The 18,794-nt window shown below is 71.1% G+C and carries 20 protein-coding genes; 14 read left to right on the forward strand and 6 right to left on the reverse strand.

Features of this window, described 5'->3' with window-relative positions; translation table 11 throughout:
- The first annotated feature begins 322 nt into the window (after nt 1–322).
- From ACH4PU_RS30705 to ACH4PU_RS30740, 8 genes are all read left to right on the forward strand, one after another.
- Complete coding sequence (locus tag ACH4PU_RS30705) at nt 323–955, forward strand: hypothetical protein (protein WP_398279271.1); 633 nt, start codon at nt 323–325, stop codon at nt 953–955.
- A 44-nt stretch (nt 956–999) separates the two neighbouring features.
- Nucleotides 1,000–1,248: a hypothetical protein gene (locus ACH4PU_RS30710; RefSeq protein ID WP_398279274.1), complete on the forward strand. Its 249-nt coding sequence runs from the start codon at nt 1,000–1,002 to the stop codon at nt 1,246–1,248.
- Nucleotides 1,249–1,340: 92 nt separating this feature from the next.
- Complete coding sequence (locus ACH4PU_RS30715; protein ID WP_398279277.1) at nt 1,341–1,817, forward strand: DUF3307 domain-containing protein; 477 nt, start codon at nt 1,341–1,343, stop codon at nt 1,815–1,817.
- Between the two features lie 25 nt (nt 1,818–1,842).
- On the forward strand, nt 1,843–2,325 hold the full coding sequence (locus ACH4PU_RS30720; protein WP_398279280.1) for a hypothetical protein: 483 nt from the start codon (nt 1,843–1,845) through the stop codon (nt 2,323–2,325).
- A 107-nt stretch (nt 2,326–2,432) separates the two neighbouring features.
- Nucleotides 2,433–2,849, forward strand: coding sequence for a hypothetical protein (locus ACH4PU_RS30725; protein WP_398279283.1), 417 nt, complete (start codon nt 2,433–2,435; stop codon nt 2,847–2,849).
- A gap of 100 nt (nt 2,850–2,949) precedes the next feature.
- Nucleotides 2,950–3,789: an HIT domain-containing protein gene (locus ACH4PU_RS30730; RefSeq protein WP_398279286.1), complete on the forward strand. Its 840-nt coding sequence runs from the start codon at nt 2,950–2,952 to the stop codon at nt 3,787–3,789.
- Nucleotides 3,786–4,400: a hypothetical protein gene (locus ACH4PU_RS30735; protein ID WP_398279289.1), complete on the forward strand. Its 615-nt coding sequence runs from the start codon at nt 3,786–3,788 to the stop codon at nt 4,398–4,400. The genes ACH4PU_RS30730 and ACH4PU_RS30735 overlap by 4 nt, the downstream gene beginning before the upstream one ends.
- A 304-nt stretch (nt 4,401–4,704) precedes the next feature.
- Nucleotides 4,705–5,697, forward strand: a complete 993-nt coding sequence (locus ACH4PU_RS30740; RefSeq protein WP_398279292.1) for a hypothetical protein — start codon at nt 4,705–4,707, stop codon at nt 5,695–5,697.
- Between the two features lie 43 nt (nt 5,698–5,740).
- On the opposite strand, the gene ACH4PU_RS30745 is transcribed toward ACH4PU_RS30740, so the two are convergent.
- A complete protein-coding gene (locus ACH4PU_RS30745; RefSeq protein WP_398279295.1) occupies nt 5,741–5,959 on the reverse strand; it encodes a LexA family protein in 219 nt (72 codons plus the stop codon).
- Entirely contained in the window at nt 5,956–6,198 is a 243-nt protein-coding gene (locus ACH4PU_RS30750) for a hypothetical protein (RefSeq protein WP_398279298.1), read from the reverse strand. Before ACH4PU_RS30750 ends, ACH4PU_RS30745 begins: the two co-directional genes overlap by 4 nt.
- Nucleotides 6,199–6,424: 226 nt before the next feature.
- On the opposite strand from ACH4PU_RS30750, the gene ACH4PU_RS30755 reads away from it, so the two are divergent.
- Nucleotides 6,425–7,201 carry a Ku protein gene (locus tag ACH4PU_RS30755; RefSeq protein ID WP_398279301.1) on the forward strand — a complete coding sequence of 259 codons (777 nt, stop codon included), beginning with the start codon at nt 6,425–6,427 and terminating at the stop codon, nt 7,199–7,201.
- A gap of 43 nt (nt 7,202–7,244) precedes the next feature.
- Nucleotides 7,245–7,970, forward strand: a complete 726-nt coding sequence (locus ACH4PU_RS30760; protein WP_398279304.1) for a prepilin peptidase — start codon at nt 7,245–7,247, stop codon at nt 7,968–7,970.
- Here the strand turns inward: ACH4PU_RS30760 and ACH4PU_RS30765 are convergent.
- On the reverse strand, nt 7,965–8,363 hold the full coding sequence (locus tag ACH4PU_RS30765) for a hypothetical protein (protein WP_398279307.1): 399 nt from the start codon (nt 8,361–8,363) through the stop codon (nt 7,965–7,967). The genes ACH4PU_RS30760 and ACH4PU_RS30765 overlap by 6 nt on opposite strands.
- Nucleotides 8,364–8,566: 203 nt before the next feature.
- On the opposite strand from ACH4PU_RS30765, the gene ACH4PU_RS30770 reads away from it, so the two are divergent.
- The 4 genes from ACH4PU_RS30770 (at nt 8,567) to ACH4PU_RS30785 (ending at nt 12,296) form a co-directional block, all read left to right on the forward strand.
- Nucleotides 8,567–8,770 carry a hypothetical protein gene (locus ACH4PU_RS30770; protein ID WP_398279310.1) on the forward strand — a complete coding sequence of 68 codons (204 nt, stop codon included), beginning with the start codon at nt 8,567–8,569 and terminating at the stop codon, nt 8,768–8,770.
- A 250-nt stretch (nt 8,771–9,020) separates the two neighbouring features.
- Nucleotides 9,021–9,920, forward strand: coding sequence for a hypothetical protein (locus ACH4PU_RS30775; RefSeq protein WP_398279313.1), 900 nt, complete (start codon nt 9,021–9,023; stop codon nt 9,918–9,920).
- Between the two features lie 203 nt (nt 9,921–10,123).
- A complete protein-coding gene (locus tag ACH4PU_RS30780) occupies nt 10,124–11,050 on the forward strand; it encodes a hypothetical protein (RefSeq protein WP_398279316.1) in 927 nt (308 codons plus the stop codon).
- 256 nt (nt 11,051–11,306) lie between these two features.
- On the forward strand, nt 11,307–12,296 hold the full coding sequence (locus ACH4PU_RS30785; protein ID WP_398279319.1) for a hypothetical protein: 990 nt from the start codon (nt 11,307–11,309) through the stop codon (nt 12,294–12,296).
- On the opposite strand, the gene ACH4PU_RS30790 is transcribed toward ACH4PU_RS30785, so the two are convergent.
- The 3 genes from ACH4PU_RS30790 to ACH4PU_RS30800 form a co-directional block, all read right to left on the reverse strand.
- Nucleotides 12,293–13,336 (reverse strand): hypothetical protein, encoded by a 1,044-nt coding sequence (locus ACH4PU_RS30790; RefSeq protein WP_398279323.1) that lies wholly within the window; start codon nt 13,334–13,336, stop codon nt 12,293–12,295. The genes ACH4PU_RS30785 and ACH4PU_RS30790 overlap by 4 nt on opposite strands.
- A gap of 228 nt (nt 13,337–13,564) precedes the next feature.
- Nucleotides 13,565–13,987 carry a hypothetical protein gene (locus ACH4PU_RS30795; protein ID WP_398279326.1) on the reverse strand — a complete coding sequence of 141 codons (423 nt, stop codon included), beginning with the start codon at nt 13,985–13,987 and terminating at the stop codon, nt 13,565–13,567.
- A 136-nt stretch (nt 13,988–14,123) separates the two neighbouring features.
- The gene (locus ACH4PU_RS30800) at nt 14,124–16,565 is read right to left on the reverse strand and encodes a Helicase associated domain protein (protein ID WP_398279329.1); all 2,442 of its coding nucleotides are present in this window, start codon (nt 16,563–16,565) and stop codon (nt 14,124–14,126) included.
- Between the last annotated feature and the right edge of the window lie 2,229 nt (nt 16,566–18,794).

An 18,794-nucleotide genomic window follows, 5' to 3' on the forward strand; every position in this document is an offset into this window, starting at 1 on the left:
ACTGTGCGGGCCGGCTGGCGTGCGTGGACCAGCCGCCCTACTGCTACGAGGCCTATCGATCTGATCTGTCGGCCACGGGCTTCCGGTGGGCGTGGCCCGGTCTCCCCGACGAACGGGAGACCGCTGGACACCGGCCTGCCAGCTGGACGCACGTTGCCCTGCCGGACTGGTAACGGCAGGCGGAGGGCGTGTGTTGGTCTGTCGGTCGTCGAAGTGACCGGTTCCGTAGGCGGGTTGGCCGAAGAGTGCCCTTCCCCGTGCTGTGCGGATCTCGTACAGTCTTTGGTGTGCGAAAGTCGCACAGCGTGGAAGGGGGCACCCCGTGGAGCACAACCTGAAGGCCACCAACGACGGCGACTTCGAGCTCACGATCCGCTGGAACAAGCAGGACGACCCCACCGGTGTCCTCTACGGCTGGGTCGCCAAGGGCTACCTCGACAGCTTCCTGCGCGCCCTTCCCGCGCCCGAGACGGGCGGCAACCCGGCCAACGCCGAGGACGGCTACCACTTGGCCATCGGCCTGAACTGGCTCGCCGAACTCACCGGCCGGCGCCTGGAGCTCCTGCTGCTGATCCTGCGCGACCAGTACAAGATGTCGTGGGGCGCCATCGCCAACTCGCTGGAGGTGTCCCGCTCCACCGCCCGCAGCCGTTACCAGAAGGTCGCCCAGCAATACGCCGAGCACGGCCACTGGGTCGACGAGAACGGCCTGCAGACCGGCCCGCCCGCCGAAGCGAAGAAGCTCGTGGCCGACCGCCTCAAGGCCCGGGACAGCGAAGACCGGGCCCGCGAGGCCGCCGTCGCCAAGCTCCAGGCCGGCGACCGGGTCCGCCACCGCAACGACGAGACCAAGACCGGCACCGCGGCACGCACCGCACTCGGCCAATGGCTCATCGACTGGGACGGCGAGGGCGAGATCCTCACCTCGGCCGACGACATCGTCCCCCTCGACTGATCACACCGCCCGCATCCGCACACTCCACAGGAAGGGTCACGCTCATGAGCAAGCGCTTCAGGGGATTCGTCAACCACGGCGAGGTCCGCGGCGGGCAGCACGTCCACATCCACGAGCAGGACGGCACGACCACCACCGTCTCCCACCAGAACGGACAGACCGTCAAGACGGTGGTCGACAAGGACGGCAACGAGACGACCACCTACGCGGACGGCACCACCCACACCCGCCACAGCGACCCCGCCAAGGCGCTCGAGGCCTTCATGAAGGCCGAGAAGAACAAGCGCCGCTGAAACACCCCAGGGCGGCCGCATCGCCGGCAAGCAGAGTCGGCCGCCCCGGGCCTCCGGACATCCACTCAAGACACCAGGAGGTACCCGTCATCATGCCGCACACCGCCGCTTCGACGTTCGCCGCCGTTTTCGCCACCCTCTGGGTCGCACATTTTTTCGGTGACCATTGGGTGCAGACCTCCGCCCAGAGCATGGCGAAGGGGAAGAAGGGCTGGACCGGCCGCCTCGCCGACACCCGCCACGTCCTGACCCTGACCCTCACCAAGGGCCTCCTGCTCGCCCTGGCCGCCGCCGTCCTGGACCTGCGCCTGAGCATCGCCGGCCTCCTCCTGGGCCTTGGCCTGGACGCCGGAAGCCACTGGTGGGCGGACCGCAGGACCACCCTCGCCTGGCTCGCCAAGGTCACCCGCCAGACCGAGTTCTACCGGCTCGGCTCCGACACCCTGCACACCACCACCGAGGACGACGGCATCACCGGCAAACACCTGGGCACCGGCGCCTACGCCCTGGACCAGTCGTTCCACGTCCTGTTCCTCTTCTTCGCAGCCCTGATCATCGCCGCCCTGTGACCCTGCTCCGGAAGGACATCGCGCCGTGAACAGCACCGAGAACATGACCCTCGACGAAGAACTCGCCGCGGCCGCCGCCATCGTCCGCATCGGCCTCGACCGCATCTGCGACGCCGCGACCCGCACCAGCGACCTCGCCCCGCACGCAGCCGCCCTCCGGGCCCTGCACGACCACCGCAACCCGGAGCAGGGCGTCCTCGCCGCCCTCGCCAACGTGCTCGGCACGATCGCCGTCTCCCTCACCGAAGTCGACCACGACAACATCGAGTCCGCCGCCGAGCTGCTCGACGAAGCCCAGGCCTATGCCCAGGACCGCACCGGCGACCGCATCGACCGTGCCCTGGAGAAGATCGCACCGCTCCTGGTCTGCCAGGAGTGCGGTCAGGAGAGGCCGGACGTGCAGGTCATGCCGGATCCGTTCACCGCAGCCCTGTACCCGGAGCGCGACGACCACGAGCAGATGACGATCTGCCACTCCTGCGCCGCCGCCCGCTTCGAAGAGAGCTGACCGGCGCCGCAAAAGGGGAAACGGGAAACACCGCCAACCCCCTGCCGCCGCCCCATCGCGGCCGGAATGGTGGAACCGCACACACGACGAACGAGGAGACCACCGCCATGCGCGACTACAGCGACAGCGCGTTCCCCTGGGTCCACATCGAGACGTTCGGGTTCGACCACGGCGTGCCCGAGACCGTCGTCGGCGCGCTCCTGGTCGACCTCCGCGGCGTCGACTTCGACGACCCCAACCAGCAGGAACACCTCAAGGGCCGCGACGGCAAGGACGCGGACGTCATCGAGCACGTGATGGCCTCCCGCATGGCCTTCACCAAGCTCGAGGAGATCGCGGGCCAGACGAAGGCACTGCTCGACTTCAACGCCCGGAAGAACTTCACCGTCCGGGTACTGATCGGCGACCACGACGGCCGCACCCGTGCCGTGACGATCGGCGACGCCATGACCGAGATCCTCAACGCCCGCGGCATCCCGACCGAGGTGGAGCACCACCACCTCGCCACCGGAGCCCAGAAGTAGAACGCGGCCGGGCCCGCCGTAGGCCCTGACAATCCGCCCAGCACGCCCAGCCCTTCGGGCCCCGCTCCACGGCGGGGCCCACCCCACTTCCGGAGGACTCGTGTCCGCAACGTCCCAGGTCGTCATCACCTCCTACGGCGCCCGCTGGAACGACCCGCCCCGCCACGCGGCGCCCGTCCTGCTGCTCGATGTGTCCAACCGGTTGTGGGATCCCGCCGCGCGCGCTGCCACCCAGGACCTGGTCCCGCTCACCGGACTCGACGCCGCCGTCCGCGCATACGTGCTCTCCGCGCCCGGCGCCACCGAACTCATCGCGGACACCGGCCGCGAAGTCCTCGCCTTATCCGAGCGCCGCACCGGCGACAACCCCGCACACCTGTACGTCCACTGCTGGTACGGCCGCCACCGCGCCGTGGCCGTGGCCGAAGCCGTCGGCACCTGGCTCACCACACGCGGCATCACGGTCCACACCGAACACCGGCACATCGGCCGGCCGCTGGTCCACCGCGATTCCACCGTGGCCGAGACTTGCGTCTTCTGCCGCATCATCGCGGGCACCGAGCCGGCCACCGTCGTACGGGAGTGGGACGACGCGCTCGCCATCATGCCGCGCGGCGGCGTCAACGCCATGCACACCCTGGTCATCCCGCGCCGCCACGTCGACAACGCCGTCGTCGACCCCGCCATCACCGCCCTGACCATGGCACGAGCCGCAGAGCTGGGCGCCGAACTCGACTGCGACCTGAACCTCATCACCAGCGTCGGGCCACTGGCCACACAGACCGTCCCGCACCTTCATATCCATCTCCTCCCGCGCGCGGAGGGCGATGGGCTGCCGCTGCCGTGGACCCCGCAACAGGAAGCCAGCCGGCCACACGGCGCCTGCGCACTGCTCGAGGTCCTGGCCCCGCTGCTCCGGGCCGGCCAGGAGCAGCGATGAGCAGCCCAGACCAAGCACTGCTGCACGAGCTCGGCGCCGTCGAGCGCCTGCAGATCCTCTCCGGCGACTCCGAGGCCAGCACCGCGCTGCGCCGCGAATACCTTCTCCGGCATGCCGCGGCCGCAGACCGCTGCGCGCAGACCTTGCACGACGGCGCCTCGCGGGACCAGGCCGTGGAGGCCGCCCTGCGCCTGCTGGCATTCGACCGCGCCGAGGGGACCGGGCGAGGGCGGCCTGCGAGCGACGACCCGCGCTGGGAGGGCGTGCCGCGCGCGTACGTGCACCAGGAGCACGCCATCGCGGCCCTCGAGGGCCGCCTGACGACCGCGATCGACGAGTGGATGCTCGCGGTCGACCTCGCCTGGGACGACGCCGGATGGATCGACACCGACGTCGACGGCCTCCAGGTCCGGGCGCTGCCCTCCAGCGATATCGCGGCCGAGGCCCTCGGCGGGTGGGTGGGAATCCGCACCCGCGAAGGAACCCGGGCGACGCTGCTGATGACCGTCCTGGACGTCGCGGCCGGCCGCGGCACCGACACCTCCGCCTTCCCCATCACACCCCCGCTCGCCCGGTCGATCGCCACAGCATTGGGCGCAAGGGACGCGTGAAGAGCGGGGGCAGGGGCCGCGCATGGATCGGCGATACCGGCGATCACCAGCCCCCAACCGGGTGAACCCCGCACAGGCCAAGGCACCGGGCCGGCGGGGCCGGTCCTTCAAGACGCCATAGTGGTGGCCGTTGCGGCCGGTGGCAGGCTGCGGATTCCCCCAGGCGTTGCGGCCCCACGGGCGCCGGGAGCGGGGAGCGAAGGAGGCCGGCTTCAAGCCACGCAGACGCAGGACGCATCTGACCACGGGAAGTTCACCCCTCGCTGTACCTGGGCCGCGGTGCGGGGACGAAGGGAGTCTTCCGATGCGACACAACCGGTTCAGCAAGAGGGCCGAAGCCCGCAGGCGCTACACCGGGGAGAGCTATGAGCAGGCCCGGCGCGGTCTGGAGCCCGGCAGGGCCGCGATCCCGGAGCCCGCTTCCGCCCACCAGCGCCTGCTCGAGGCCTACGTCCTGGGCGCGGCGCTCCATTCCCGGTACGACTTCACCGAGTTCGCCCTCGGGATCCGCCGCGTCCGGCCGCACGCCGGGTGGGTGAGTCTGGAAGTGGAGAGCGAAGGGCGGGCCAAGGAACTCCTGCCCATGCTCCTGCCCGTCTACGAGCCTGATGGAGACGTCCACGGTCTGCTCGGCCTGCGCATCCACCGGCGGACCGAACGTGGGATCGAGCTGCGCGAAGTGGGCCGGCAGACGTCGGTATGGCTGACCGGCCTGCCCCCGTCCGCGTGGGACCGTGCCGAGAGGTCCCTCCTGGAGCGAACCAGGGAGTCGGGCTGGATCCCGCTGTGGAAGGGCCCCGCGCGGAGGTCCCCGGAGGAAGCGGCCTTCGCCCAGCAATGGCGCACGGGCCGGTACGCGCAGAACTTCGAGGCCGGTGCATGGCTCGGCAGTGGACTCCTGCGACGACTGCCGCTCTTCCACAACGTCGTCGCCGCGGACCTCGTCACCGGCCACAAGGGAGCACCGTCGATCCGGGGCTACGAAGGGCTGGGCCCGGTGCGCTGGTGCATCGACATCGACCACCGCACCGGCGTCCCCCATCGCAAGGAAGAACTGGTCGCCGCGCTCACCGACACCGAGCTCGGCCTGCCCGTGCGCCGCGCACACCACCTTGACCAGCTCTATCCGCGGACCGCGCACTGGGTGCGGCTGGACGACGAGGCGGCCACGGGCTTGATCGAGTTGCGCTTCACCACCATGGACTACAAGTTCGACGACCCGCGGTACGACGGCCGGTACCGCGACTTGCACGCGGGTATCCGCAGGCGCGTCGCCGCAGTCCTGTCCCGGACCTGATCGTCGGTGGGCCCTTCTCGCTGGCGACGTTGCACGATGGCCGTCAGCTTCCGAGGCGGACCGAACGCCAGCGCCGTTCACGGCTGATCAGCCCGCGCTCCTCCAGCCGGTCCAGGTGGTAGGCGACGGTCCCCGTGCTGGACAGGCCGACCTGGTCGGCGATCTCCCTGATGGTCGGGGCCTCGCCGTGCTCCGCGATCGACTCCCGGATCGTGCACAAGATCGCTACCTGTCGATGGGACAGCACCCACGGCGTCGTCATGCCTCACCTGCCCGGTGCGCCTCGGCGGAGCGGGCCTGGCGGCGCAGCTCCACCTGGCCCGCCGAGGAGCGGCCCGGGCCGGCGGACCAATAGGGGTGGCAGAAGATCCGGACGGACAGGCGAAGCATGCGGCGCCGCAGCGCCGTGGTGGCGTTCGACCTCGGCGTCGCGGCCAGCGCCTGGTAGGTGGTGATCCAGTCTCGCTGGGCCTGCACCAAATCGTGGGGGAAGGTGGCCATGCATCGAATTAGAGCACGTGTTCGAATTTCGTCGCACGTCGAGACACCAGCAAGGTGCGACCTGAAAGCGCGGCCCTCCTCCGGAGGCTTCCGGCGTGCGCGCGGCACGGCCCGCGAGGACGCTCGAGCTATGAGCGAGCACTGGTCCCCGCGCGACTGGCGGGCACGGACGGACACGGCATCCAGCGCGCACCTGCGCCCGTCCCCGCGCTGACCTCCGCCAGGCATGAGGCCGATCTGGAGCGGGACGGTGAGCGTCGGCTTGATCGTGCTGCCTGTGCAGCTGTACCCCGCAACGCGTGCCGAGCACGCGGGGCAGGTCCATGAGGTCGATGCCGTGGACGGCTCCAGAATCCGGCACCGGAGGATCCGCGAATCCGACGGCCAGGAGGTCCCCTACGAGCAGGTCGCGCGGGGAGTCGAGACGGCGGCCGGAACCATCGTCCTCCGCGACGAGGACCTGGCCCGCCTTCCGCTGCCCACCCGCAAAGTCGTGGAGCTCGTCGGCTTCGTCCCCACGGACACCGTGGACCCCGTGATGTACGCGCGGGCCTACTACGTCGAACCTCACGGGCCCGGCGCCGAGCGGCCGTACACCCTGCTCGCCACAGCGCTGACACGTGCGGACCGCGTGGGTGCGGGCAAAGTCGCCATCCGCACGCGCGAGCGCCCCGCGATCCTGCGGCCCTACGGCGGCACCCGTCTTCTGCTGCACACCTTGTACTGGCCGCACGAGCGGGTCGAGCCGCCCGAGCGGGTCGGGTCCGTGGCGCGCCCGGCGGATCCCGAACTGGCGATGGCCGAGGTCCTGGTCGAAGCCCTCGCGCAGCCTGCCCCGCCGGAGCAGCACGACGAATACGCCACCGCACTGAACCGCCTGGTCGAAACGAAGGCTGCCGGCGGGGAACTCGAACCCCCCGCAGAGCCGGCCCCGCCCGTGGACCTGATGGCTGCGCTGGAAGCCTCGATCCAGGCCGCACGGCGCGAGCGTCCCGGCCAGTAGGCGCCGGGGGAGCACGGCCCGGCGAGTCCGTAGTCTTCGGGCCATGCCTGTGGTGCTGATCTTCTTCGCTGCGGCCTACGGGGCCGTCGCCGGACTGCTCGTGCCGCACGCCCGGTACCGGCTGAGCGTCGAGCCGGGGGAGCCTTGGCAGTCGACGGGACCCTGCGGGCACCCGGTCACCGGCTGGCTCGGGCTTCCCCGCTGCGGGGAGTGCGGCGAAGGGTACGGGCAGGGGGCGCTGTGGCCGGTGGCGGTGACCGCGGTGGCGGCCGCGGCGCTCGCGGCGGCGGTGGGGCCCCGGCCGGAGTTGGCGGTCTGGCTCCTGGCGGCCCCGGTCGGAGTGCTGCTGGCCGAGGTCGACCGGTCGGTCCGCCGGCTGCCGGACGTGCTGACCCTGCCGCTGGCGCTCGCTCTGGTTGCCCTGCTGGGCGCGGCGGCATGGACGCCGGGGGCGGGAGGATCGTGGACCGGCGCGCTGCTCGGCGGACTGGCGCTCGGCGGCGGGTACTTCGTGCTGCTCCTGGTCCGGCCGAGCGGCATGGGCTTCGGCGATGTGAAGCTGGCGCTCGGCCTCGGGTGCGCCCTCGGCTGGTACGGGTGGCCGGTGGTGTACCTCGGAGCCCTCGCCAGCCTGGCCCTGGGATCCTTGCACGGGCTGGCGTTGCTGGCGGCCCGGCGCGCGGACCGCCGCAGCATGATCGCGTTCGGGCCCTGGATGCTTACCGGCGCGCTGCTGGGCGTGCTGGCCGGCGCAGCGGCAGGGCTATGAAGCCAGTGTCCGCGCTGACTGCGCCCCAGCGGCGAACCTGCTGGTCTGCGTGGCAGTACGCCCGGCTGGTGGACCGCTCGGCGTGGGGGTGTTGATCTGCGCGGCGCAGGCAATGAGCTTGTCGAATGTCTCGTCGCCCAGGAGACGGCGTGCCTCAGCCATGACCGCGTGGCCCAACTGCGCGTCCACGCTCCCGCCCTTGGGCTGTGACTGACGGGCGGCGGCGTCGAGGATGCTGGTGAACTCCTTGGGGAGCAGGTAGTCCAGCTCGAGCAGCAGCCTGGAAGCCGTCCCCAGCCCGGCCGGCCAGTCCTTGGTCGCGCCGAACTCTGCCCACAGCAACTCCGTCACCGCACGGCGGTACCAGCCGCCGCCTCCATCTGTGTTTCCCATGTGCACTGGCATAGATGCCGGCGTCCTCGGTGCCGAGCGACCACGCGGCAGTCGACGGATCCCCGGCGGGCTACTTGACCGCTTTGGGCCAGTCGGCTGGCCCTCTCACGGCGAATCGGTGCCAGGCCGTGGTGAGCAGCATGAAGAGCACACGCGGCAGGAGCCGGGCGGCGGACCGATGGTTCGGTTCGTACGCTCGGCGTGTGGCGACAAGCGAAGAGAAGCGTGAAGAGCTCCACGAGCTGGTGAACGGTCTTCCTCCCGAGAAGCTGGAGGAGGCCGTCGCCGCTCTGCGGGAAGTCCTCGGACCCGTACTGCCCCGGTCGCTCGGCATGGGGCACTCGGGACGAAGTGACCTCTCCGAGCGAGCCGATGACCTTCTCGGCGAGGACGGGTTCGGCCGGTAGCCGCAGCATCTGGGTGTTCACCCGGAGGAACGCATGGACCGGTGTGTCACTTCATGGGCCGGGACCGCCGCCTCCTACAGTGAGGCCAAGGGCCGGGGGACGGCCCGGAGGCCAGCGGTTCGCCCGGGTGAACAGCGGAGGGCCCCAAGGGTGCGATGCCCAGTCCCGCACCACCATCACGTACTTCATGCCGAGCGGCCCGCCAGCAGGGACGCTGTGCCCGGGCAGCGTGCCGCGAACGGACCCCGCCATGCCGCACACCCGCAACCGCGCACACCTGCGCGCCTGCCAGGATCTGCTGGGCTTCCCCCTCCGCAGCGTCCCCCAGACCCGCACCGGCCAGATCCACCTGGACTCCGGCAGCCCCGCCCAGCAGCGCTTCCAGGCCCTGCTCGTCACCTGCTTGATGAGCACCGAAGCCCATCCGCATCCCTGGGAGCGCCCCGGGGCGACCGCCATGGCGAGCATCACCGGCTATCTGAACTGGATCGCGGTCCACCCCGACCGCCTGGACGTCCACACCAACACCGCCTGCCGGATTGCCGCCCGGATGCTCCCCCTGCTCCACCACCGCACCCACATCTCCGGCATCCCCGGCCTGCGCCTGATCGGTGTCGGCCGCCGCCGGCTGCGCTTGAAGCACCTGCCCACCGGGGCGCGCCTCGACCTCATCGACACGCAGGGAACCAAGGCGCACCCCGACCTCACCCCCATCCTGGATTTCGAGACCTCCTGGCACATCAAGCCCGGAACCCAACCCCTGTGGCAGCTCCCCGAGCTCACCACCGCGGAAGCCGCCCACGCCCACCACTGGGCACCATCGGCCTGCACGCCGCTGCGCGCCGCCTTGATGGCGCGCACCGAGGCTTTCTACCGCCGGCCACTCGACTGCTGGCCCGCCTGGGCGGACGCCGCACCGGGCCAGCCGAACCCCCGCCTGGTGTGGACCGGCGGGGCCGAAGTCCAGGACGTCGCCGACGTCCTGACCACCAGCGTGATCCGCATCCCCGGCGCCGCCTACCAGGCCCGCGGGCGCGACCAGGGCGTGCTGCGTCTCGGTGACGGCGCCATCACGCTGGTCCGGAAAGAACAGGACCTCGAGCAGCTCGCCAAGCTGCTCGGCGTTCCCCACCCCGGTGTGGCGCGTTGACCACCGCGCGGACGGTCGGCTCTCATGGCAGTGGGTTGGAGCACCCGGCCGCGCGACAAGGGCAGGCCCCTGGAACATGCCAGTCGCCGGGCACACCGGTCAGAAGCTTCCGCTCCTCCACGTCGGGGGAGGACAACATCGCGTCGTCGCAGTAGTCATCAGCGCCGCCGTCCAAGGGGCCACTGCGGCGCGGAAACCGTGCGATGAAACACCAGATGACCGACGCCGTACCCCCTCGTGTGCGGTGCACCGGAGAAACCCGGCAGCAGATCCTGGCCACCGCCCTCCCGTCGAGCGCGACCTGTTGCGGAATCCCGGCGGCGCGCCACCGTGGCCAGGCCGAGCTCGAAAGCGCGGTCGCCTTGGCCGCAGCCGGCCTCGGCGGACTCTCACGTCATCCCATCGGCATCAAGCGGGTACACCCCGAACCAGACCGCCTGACCCTCTTCCTGCTGGACGAGCCATACGTGATCCACTCGTGGGCGGAGAGGCTGCTGCCCACAGCGGACCCGACCGCCGGCGAACTCCGTGACCACGCACGTGGCGTCTTCGGCCTCCGCTTCCGCACCACCGCCACCGACGTCCGTCTGTACCGGCCCGGAAAGACCGGCGAGGTGCGCCTGCGGGGGTTCAACCCCCGCTGGTGGCACCGGATCGCCCACGGACTGGCCGGCTACTACGGCGCCGACGCCGTCTTCACTCACAGCGACACCTGGAGCCGCGCCGAGCATGCTGCCGACGCCGCCCACAACGCCATGAACTGGAACCCCTTCTTCGGATCCGCGCTGCTGCGCAGGATCCTGGCCACCACCGGCCCCGGCTCCCTCAACGGAACCGACCTGTGGCAGACCACCCTCGGCGGCCGGCAATGGACGGTGGAGACCACTGACGGGCCCTCCTGCTCCGAGCTGCTGCCCCTGTTCACGCAACCCCCCACCGGGCTGGGCTGGACCGTCACCAAACACTGGTGCCGCTGCGGCGAGGGCGACGACGGCTGCCACATCTACTTCCGGACCACCGACCCCTCCCAGGGCGTCTACTTCGCGAACCGGCGCTGGGGCCGTCTGGAGCTCGACGACCGCACCCGCGCCCACATCGCCGCCCTCAACCGCTCCGCCTTCTCCTTCTGAGACAAGGGCCGCGCCGCCGAGCATGCGGCCGTTCGGGCGACCCGGTGTCCTGCGGCACTGCGCGCCACCGCGCCGCGCACCGCCCGGCATGGTGAGGTGGCCGGTGGCTGGAGGAAGCCCAGGCCGTACGCACGCCGACCCGCTGCGCATGTGCCGGACGGAGCGCGGCTCTGCCTCATCGAACCTTTCCCTTTCGCGCGATCTGTGGCAGTACGACGCGTCCTCTTCTCCGGGTCGGCGGACCGAGGAGCACGTCATGACGGACCGCAGCCGGCTCGCCGACCGAGCCCGCCTTCTCACCCTGTGCACAGGCCTTCAGCACACCCAGTCCCTGGACCTGCTGAAGTGCGTCCCCGCCAGCGCGCCGGTCATCCCCGAGCCGTCCTTGGAACAGCAGGTGTTCGAAGCCGAGTTCCTCAGTGCTATCGGCGGACCCTACGACTGGTACGCCCACCCGCTGGGGATCGCCTCCGCACACTCCACCGCCGACGGCCTGCACCTGTGCCTTGACCCCGTTGCCTTCCCGACCATGCTCGTTGAACAGGTCCTGCCGTTCCTCACCAGCGACGACGAGACCTACGGTCTCGCGGGACTGCGCGTCATCACCGCTGACGGGCATGTTGTCCTCCGCCAGGCCGGTACCGGCGCCGCCATCCACCTCGACAACATCACTCCCGATCAGTTCGCCGCCACTGCCCGGAAATGGCACCAGGAGTGGGGCGTCCCCCACGACGAGGCTCTGTGGCAAGGTCCCTTGGGGCGCCGGCTGCCCCAGGAGGCCGACTTCATCAACGGCCATCGCGTCCACTTCGGCCGCCTTCAGGAAACGGCCTGGATCGGCAGCGGACTCTTGCGGCGGATTGCGATGCTGCACAACGCCACTGACGCATACAGCGTGCACGTACGCCGGAAGCACTCCACGCAGTGGGTGGTCCGCCTGGAACGACGTGGCGTCGGCTGGTGCGATCACGATCAGCTGCGGGACCACCTCCTCGATCCCGACCACGGATTCGGGCTGAGGCTGAAGGGCGCTCACTGCAACGGACGCATCCCCGGGGTCATGTGCACCCTGGACCTGACGGACGCCACGGGCCAGAGACCAGGAACACTCCAGGTGAGGCTGCTGAAGACCGATGCGGTTGACGACCTCGGCGAAGAACGCGGTCACCTCGCCGCAGCTGGCGCTGACCTGCAGTGGCTCGACCGTGTTCTTCCAGGAGCCGCCGACGCTGCGCCGGCGGCCTAGCAGCAAGCGGTGGTTGAGGCTTCCGCCTGCCGGTGATGCCGGGGAAGACTCCGCTGGAGCCAGCCTTGCCCGGCGCCCGCGGCCAGCAACCTCGTGTACCGCGTGCTGAGGTCGCGGTGCTGTGGCGCGGAACGGAAGCGGAAACTGACGCCGCCGCAGCGGTTGCCCACGGGCGCGAGCTCGATCGCGCACTGACGCTCGCGCCCGCCATCGCACTCGCACGGGCGACACTCGCAGTGGCGGTGATCGACCCGGAGTGGCAGGCCCCACACCGGGTGGACGAGGTGCTCCACGAGCGCGTCGTGGTCGGCGGGAACGCCGTGCTCGTAGGAGAGGTCGATCTTCCAGTCCTCGCCGTCGTACCAGTAGCGCAGCCAGTACGCGGAGCACACGGTGTGGAAGAGGCCGATACGGCGCAGCAGGCCGCTGCCGAGCCAGGCGCTGTCCGTGAGCATCCGCTCCCACAGCGGGTGTTCCGCCCGGAGGGCGATCTCCGGTTCGGTGAGAACCGCGCTGTCCCACAACGGTTCCAGCTGATTCTCAGCGCACCAGGACCGATGGTCGGCTACGCAGGCGCGCCACTGGGCCGATGTCGGGCCGGTGAGCGTCGCCGAGGCGCTGCTGCCGACCAGGCCCAGGTGCAGCCCGTCCTCATCGATGCGCAACAGGCGGATTCCTGCGGTACCGCCGACGCTGCCAGGGGCTGGATCCGGGCCGGTGTAGTGGGTGGGCAGGAGCCTCTCCAGACTGTGCGCTGGAAGCATGCGCTCGCGCCCGCCGAGATAGAGATCGAGACGCGCAGTGAGGTGATCGGGGCGAGGGAGGACCGACTGGATCCCCGCTGGGTGAGCGGAGCAGCCGACGATACCGTCGATCCCCTCGAGCAGTGCCGCCTCCAGCAGGGCCTGGTCGTTGCCGGCCGCCGGGACGGGGACTGCTGGACGCGTCCGGCTGAGGAACTGGAGCTGAGCCTGGTGCCCGAGCCCGGTGCACCGGGCTCGGTAGCGGGCCTGCTGGCTGAGCGTGCTGCCGTGACTCATCGCGATTCCCCTTGCTGCGCGTCGTCACCGACCCCGACGCGCCCAGGCGAGACGATGACAGCGGGCTGCGTGGATCCTGCTCGGGCGGGGCTTGGCTCCTTCTCCCCATCGGAGGTCCGCCGGGTCGGGCGGCGAGACAAGGGGAAGGCCTCCCATGAGGCCAAGGCCCCACTATGTGCCCTTCTGTCGCCTTGGGGTTCATGGCTCGCCGACCACGCCACGACAACCTCAAGTAGCAAGATCCCGCGTCGCCGCCGGTTCCTGCGCCGGGGGCTGCGGGGCGGGGGCGGCTGGCTGCCGAAGGTGGGCGACCATCAGGGCGCTTGAGGCGGCGCGCCCGCGTTGAGCGGCGGTGGTGTCGGCGATGCGCAGCAGGTAGCTGGCGACATCGCGGACACCGGCGAACCAGCCGTCCTCGAAGCGCTGCTCGGACCCGTGCGGGGCGCTGCTCTCGGAGATCCAGGTGTGCGCCCCGGCCACTGCCCCGGCCTCCAGCCGTGACACCATCTCGTCCGCCTGCTCGGGCCCGACTCCGACGGCGGCCAGGGCCTGGAAGACGGTGAACCGCGCCGCCGTGGCCTCGTGCTGGTGGTGGCTGATGCGGGCCAGCTCCTCGCCGTACGCGTCCGCGTCGTGCTGCTCGGTGCTCATGGTGTGCCTCCCTCGTCTGGCTGGGTGCGGTGGGCGCCCCAGCCCGGATCACGTACGGGCGCCGGCGCCCGCGTCTCGGTGGCCAGGGCGCGCATCACACGCCAGCTGGTGCGCGACGCCGTGACGGCGATGCCCATCACGACCACCGCATCCCGATCTCGGATAGCTGCTTCACCTGCTCCGGGGATAGCGTCGCGGCCCGGCTCCGCTGGTTGTTGACCCATACACCTAGGCGGGTCTCTACGCCCTCGACCACTTCGCGGTGGCTGCGGGGGACCTCCAGGTGCTGCTCCCGCTCGACGAACTGCCGCGCGGCGGCAAGGTTCTGGGCCCAGGCACCGGCCCGCGTGCGCTTCGGCGCGGCCGGCTCGATGCCCAGCACGCTGGTCAGCAGCCACTGCTGGGTCGCGGCGAGCTTGGTGAAGCCCTTGCGCTGCGCCGCGATCCACGTGCCGAGGGCCTCGCCGTCCACCGTGCCGGCGGGCAACGTCCCTTCCTCCTGCAGGTGGGCCCAGGCGAGCCGGAAGCAGCGCTGCCAGTCGACGGCCCAGTCGGGGCACCAGCCGGGGTCGATGGCCTCCAGTGCCTGCCGGCGCTCATCGGACAACGCCGCGGCACTGACCTGCGGCTGGTCGTCACCGGGCTCGGGGGACCGGCGCGCGGCCGCACGCTGATTCCTCAACCACGTGCCCACGGGGTAGCCCTGGAAGACCGCGTCCACGGGCGCCGCGAGCCCGACCCGGTGCTCAGCTGCCCAGCCGGCGGCCGCCGCGAGGCCCTCCTCGAAAGCGGCGTCCATCGTCGACCAGACCATGCCGAGTTTCTCCAGCTGGGCAACCCGGCCCTCCTCCAGGCTGCCGACGCTGTAGTAGCGCCGGCAGTCGGCCAGCCACACACCCAGCGGGAACTCCGCCGGCGACCAGTCGCCCGGGGTGCGGAAGTTGTACGGCACCTGCAGGTCCGTGAACTCCTGGGCGTAGCGCGCGGCGGCCTGGATCCCGCGCCGCCAGTACACCCGCTCGGGGCTAAGGACCCGCAACCGGATGAACGCCGCCAGCTGCCCGGCGTCACGCGGCGAGGAGAACTTCAGCAGCTCCCGCGCCGGACGGCTGACCGGCTCACCATCCGCTCCGTCTGCGCTGTCCCCGCAGTCGCCTTCCCCGGCTTCGTCGTCGCGGACTATGGCCGGGGCCGGGGTGCTGGTGCTCTTCGGCTCGGACAGTGCCTCGACGATCCGCGAGTCGTGGGCCCGAAGAGCGGTCAGCAGCTTCGCCAGGCCGTGATACGCCGGAGAGGTGAGCATGTCGTCCGGCGACTCACCGGGCCCGAGAAAGACCGGCACCACGAGGCTGGCGACCTTGCCCTCGCCCGGATGCATCCGCAGCGCCCGGCCCACAGCCTGCACCAGATCGGGCATCGACCCGCGGACATCGCAGAAGAGCACCGCATCGCACTCACGGGTGTCCACGCCTTCACCGAGGACCTTCACCGACGACAGGAACCACTTCTCCACCGGGGCGCCGTCACGGCCGCGGCCCGCGCCGAAGTCACCCAGGACGCTGCGCCGGTACACCGGCTTGTGCTCGCCGCACAGCCAGTCGGCCCGCACCGCCTCCGGACGCGGGTACGTCTGCGGATCGGCCTGCCACAGAGCCGCCGCGGTACCCGGCATCCCCTGGGCGAAGGCCTCGGCCTCGGCGACCCGCTGATGGAAGGTCAGCACCCGGGTCAGCTCCTCCTCCACGGCCGTCTTCATTGCCGTGGTCTGCAGAGCGGCCAGCCGTGCCCCGCGCACTTCCCCTTCCTCTGCGGCGGTGAGCATCGCGCTCTGCAGCATCGGGTCCGCCACCTCCACGCACACCACCTGGTAGGGCGCGACGATGCCGCGGTCCTGCGCCTCCTCCAAGGGCAACCGGTAGGCCACGGCGCCGAAGATGCCGTCCGGGTCGTCCTCCATCGAGGCCGCCAGCTCGCCCGGGGCGCCGCCGGACTGCTCCTGCGTGTCGTCGCCGGCGCTGTCGGCCTGCCACAGGCGGGGCGTCGCGGTCATGTACAGCCTCGCCGTGGCCGGGACGCGCCCGTTGTCGTGGACAACCCCCCAGGGCTTGCCCAGGCGCCCGCTGGTGCGGTGCGCCTCGTCCACCACGATCAGGTCCCAGGCCGGAAGGCCGGCCGTGTGGGCGTGCGCGATCGTGCCGAGCGAGGCGTACGTCGCGAAGACCGTCATGGTGCCCGACTCGCGGGTCAGGGTGACCAGTTCGGCGGCGTCGGTGGTGTTCGGGAACCCGACCTGGCGCAGCGAGGACACCCCGACCACCGGCCCGCTGCGGCCGCCCACCTTCCAGCCCACCGCGGTCTGCGTCAGCAGATCCAGCGACGGCACGAGCACCAGGACCCGGTCCGCGGCGAGCTCCCGGGCGGTGGCCACCGCGACATCCGTCTTGCCGCTGCCGGTGGCCATGATGACCTGCGTCCGGAGCCCGGCAGGGGGCAGTGCCACGCCCGCCGGCAGCTCCAGGGCTTTCACCGCGGCGGCGACGGCCTCCTCCTGATGTTCGCGAAGCGATCGTCCATCCATCTGTACGCCCCTCCTGGCTGTGCGCGTGACGCCTGTCCTGCCGCGATGCGGCTGTCCCTTGCGGGGTTCCGGTGCAGTCTCTCGTTCGGCTCGGGTGCCCGGGGCCGCCTTTACGGCGTAAAGAGCCCGACGACACCCCCAGTGCATTGCCACAGTATGCATTGCAGAAGTCTGCATTTAAAGGGGGCTTGCCCGCGCCGTTGCCGGGCTTGCCCAGCCGTGCCCCCTGGGCAATCCGGGCTTGCCCAGGGCAACAGGTCCCAGCGTTGAGACGGCACCTGGGGCCGCCCGGCCCGGAAATGGCCGCCAAACTAACCCCGGCGAGGGCGTGGACGGTTGCGCACTCCACTCGATCGCCGCCGGGGATGCCCCCAACGCCGTCATGGCGGCAGCAGTGCCCGGCAACGAGCCGGCCGGGGCCTGACGCAGGCTGACTAGCTGTGCGAGAACCTCCGGTTCGCCGGTGGTCACCCTGCCCGTGTGCCTAGGATCTCGGGTGCGTACGGCGTGGCCATGCCGTCGGGACCAGTGGAGGAGAGCCCAGTGACCGACGTGCCCCGTGAGGAACGATGCCCGTATTTCCAGTGCTCTGCCTGCGGGATCGCCAGCGAGCCGGACTCAGCCGACTACATGCTGACGCCTGACCGCGGGCACGTCGACTGGACCCGGCCCATGACCGTGGGCTGCGGTTCCTGCCGCACACGCTCACGGATCGCCGCCAGCGACGTCCTGGACCGCGATGCACAGCACACCTGCTCCCGCTGCGGGCACGTCACCGCCTGCCCCGCATGCGCCGACCGGGTCATCTGCTGGGGCTGCGGCCTCAACTCGCCTGGTCCTGCGGCCTCCGGGGCCCGCGCCACCTACCTGCGTGACGTTGAGCGCGGAGCTGACCAGTGGGCCGCCGCTCAGCTCCGCGTGGCAAAGGATGACGCGCGCGACCGCGGGGCCCTGCCCCGCTGGGCTTCTTGAGAACTGCCCGGCTGGTTGGCCCCACCCTTGGCTGCACCGTTTGCCGGACCCTGTGCTCCACCGGTGGATGGAGGGTGGACCGAGAGTTGGTCGACCCTCCGCAGCTCTCGCCTCATCACCCCTGGTCAGCCCCCTCGGGCAAGCCGGAGCAGCCAGGCGACACCTCTTCTCTGCGATAGCCAGAGAAGAGGCCGGGATATCTACGGCCAGACGCGGCCTGGTTCGCTCAGCCCGTCATGTCCTGCTTCCCGCCCAGGCCTTCGCCCGCCGGCCTGCTCCGGAGCGCCCCGGGTTCGAGCGGTGCGAACTCCAGCGGTCTTGGCCGCGCGGTCGGCGCGGTGGCCGCAAGGATCCCGCGTGCCCGGCTGTCGTGACGGTGCAGGGCTGGGCGCGGCCCGCGCAGCAAAACGGCCGGCGCCCAATCCGCCGAAGCGGGTGGCAAGGGCGCCGGCCACCGAAAACACACACGCCCGGCCGAGAGGCCCGCCGTGCGGTCTACGCGGCAGAGTGTAGCCGCCCGACGCGCCGAGAAGTGTGCATCTTCTTGCCGGTCGTGACGAAAGGGCGGTAGCTTTTTTACGTCGGTGTGCGGTGGCAGCGCGCCGACACCCGAAAGCACGCACGAACAGCAGGAGGGCCGCATGCCCGTCTACCGCCTCCGACTCGACCCCGACCGCACCCGGGAGATCACCGCGCCCACCATCGCCGACGCTCTCGCCCGCGCCGACAGGCACCGCGCTCGCCTGGACTGGCCGGCCACGCCCGCGGCCGCCGTACACGAACTCGACATCCTCGCCGACATGCTGGCAAAGGCCGGCGCGAGAGTGGAGCGCGACGGCTGTGCCGTCGACCTGCCGGACCTGGCCGCCTACCCCGGGGACGCCTCGGGCGTCCGCATCCGTACCAGCGGGCTCGCCCCGCACGCCCTGATCGTCATCACCGCTGCCAAGGCGGAGCCTCTCACCCACGCCGGAGCGGTCCTCGCCCACCTGCAGCCCCTGCTCGAGGCCGCCGCCGAAGGCTGCGACGGATGCCTCGCCGGACCCCACGAACCCTGCCGCCCCACTGCACGCCGACATAGGCGCTGCTGTAGACCGCCGGGGGGGGGGGGGGGCGGCCGGCCGCCCCCCCCCCCCCCCAAAAAAACCCCCCCCCCCAAAACCCCCAACCCCCCCCCCCCCCCCCCACAACACCCCCCCCCCCCCCCCCGCAAACCCCCCCCCCCCCCCACCAAAAACAAAACCCCCCCCAAAAAAA

The sequence above is a fragment of the Streptomyces sp. NPDC021100 genome, from assembly GCF_044333095.1.
Classification (GTDB): domain Bacteria; phylum Actinomycetota; class Actinomycetes; order Streptomycetales; family Streptomycetaceae; genus Streptomyces.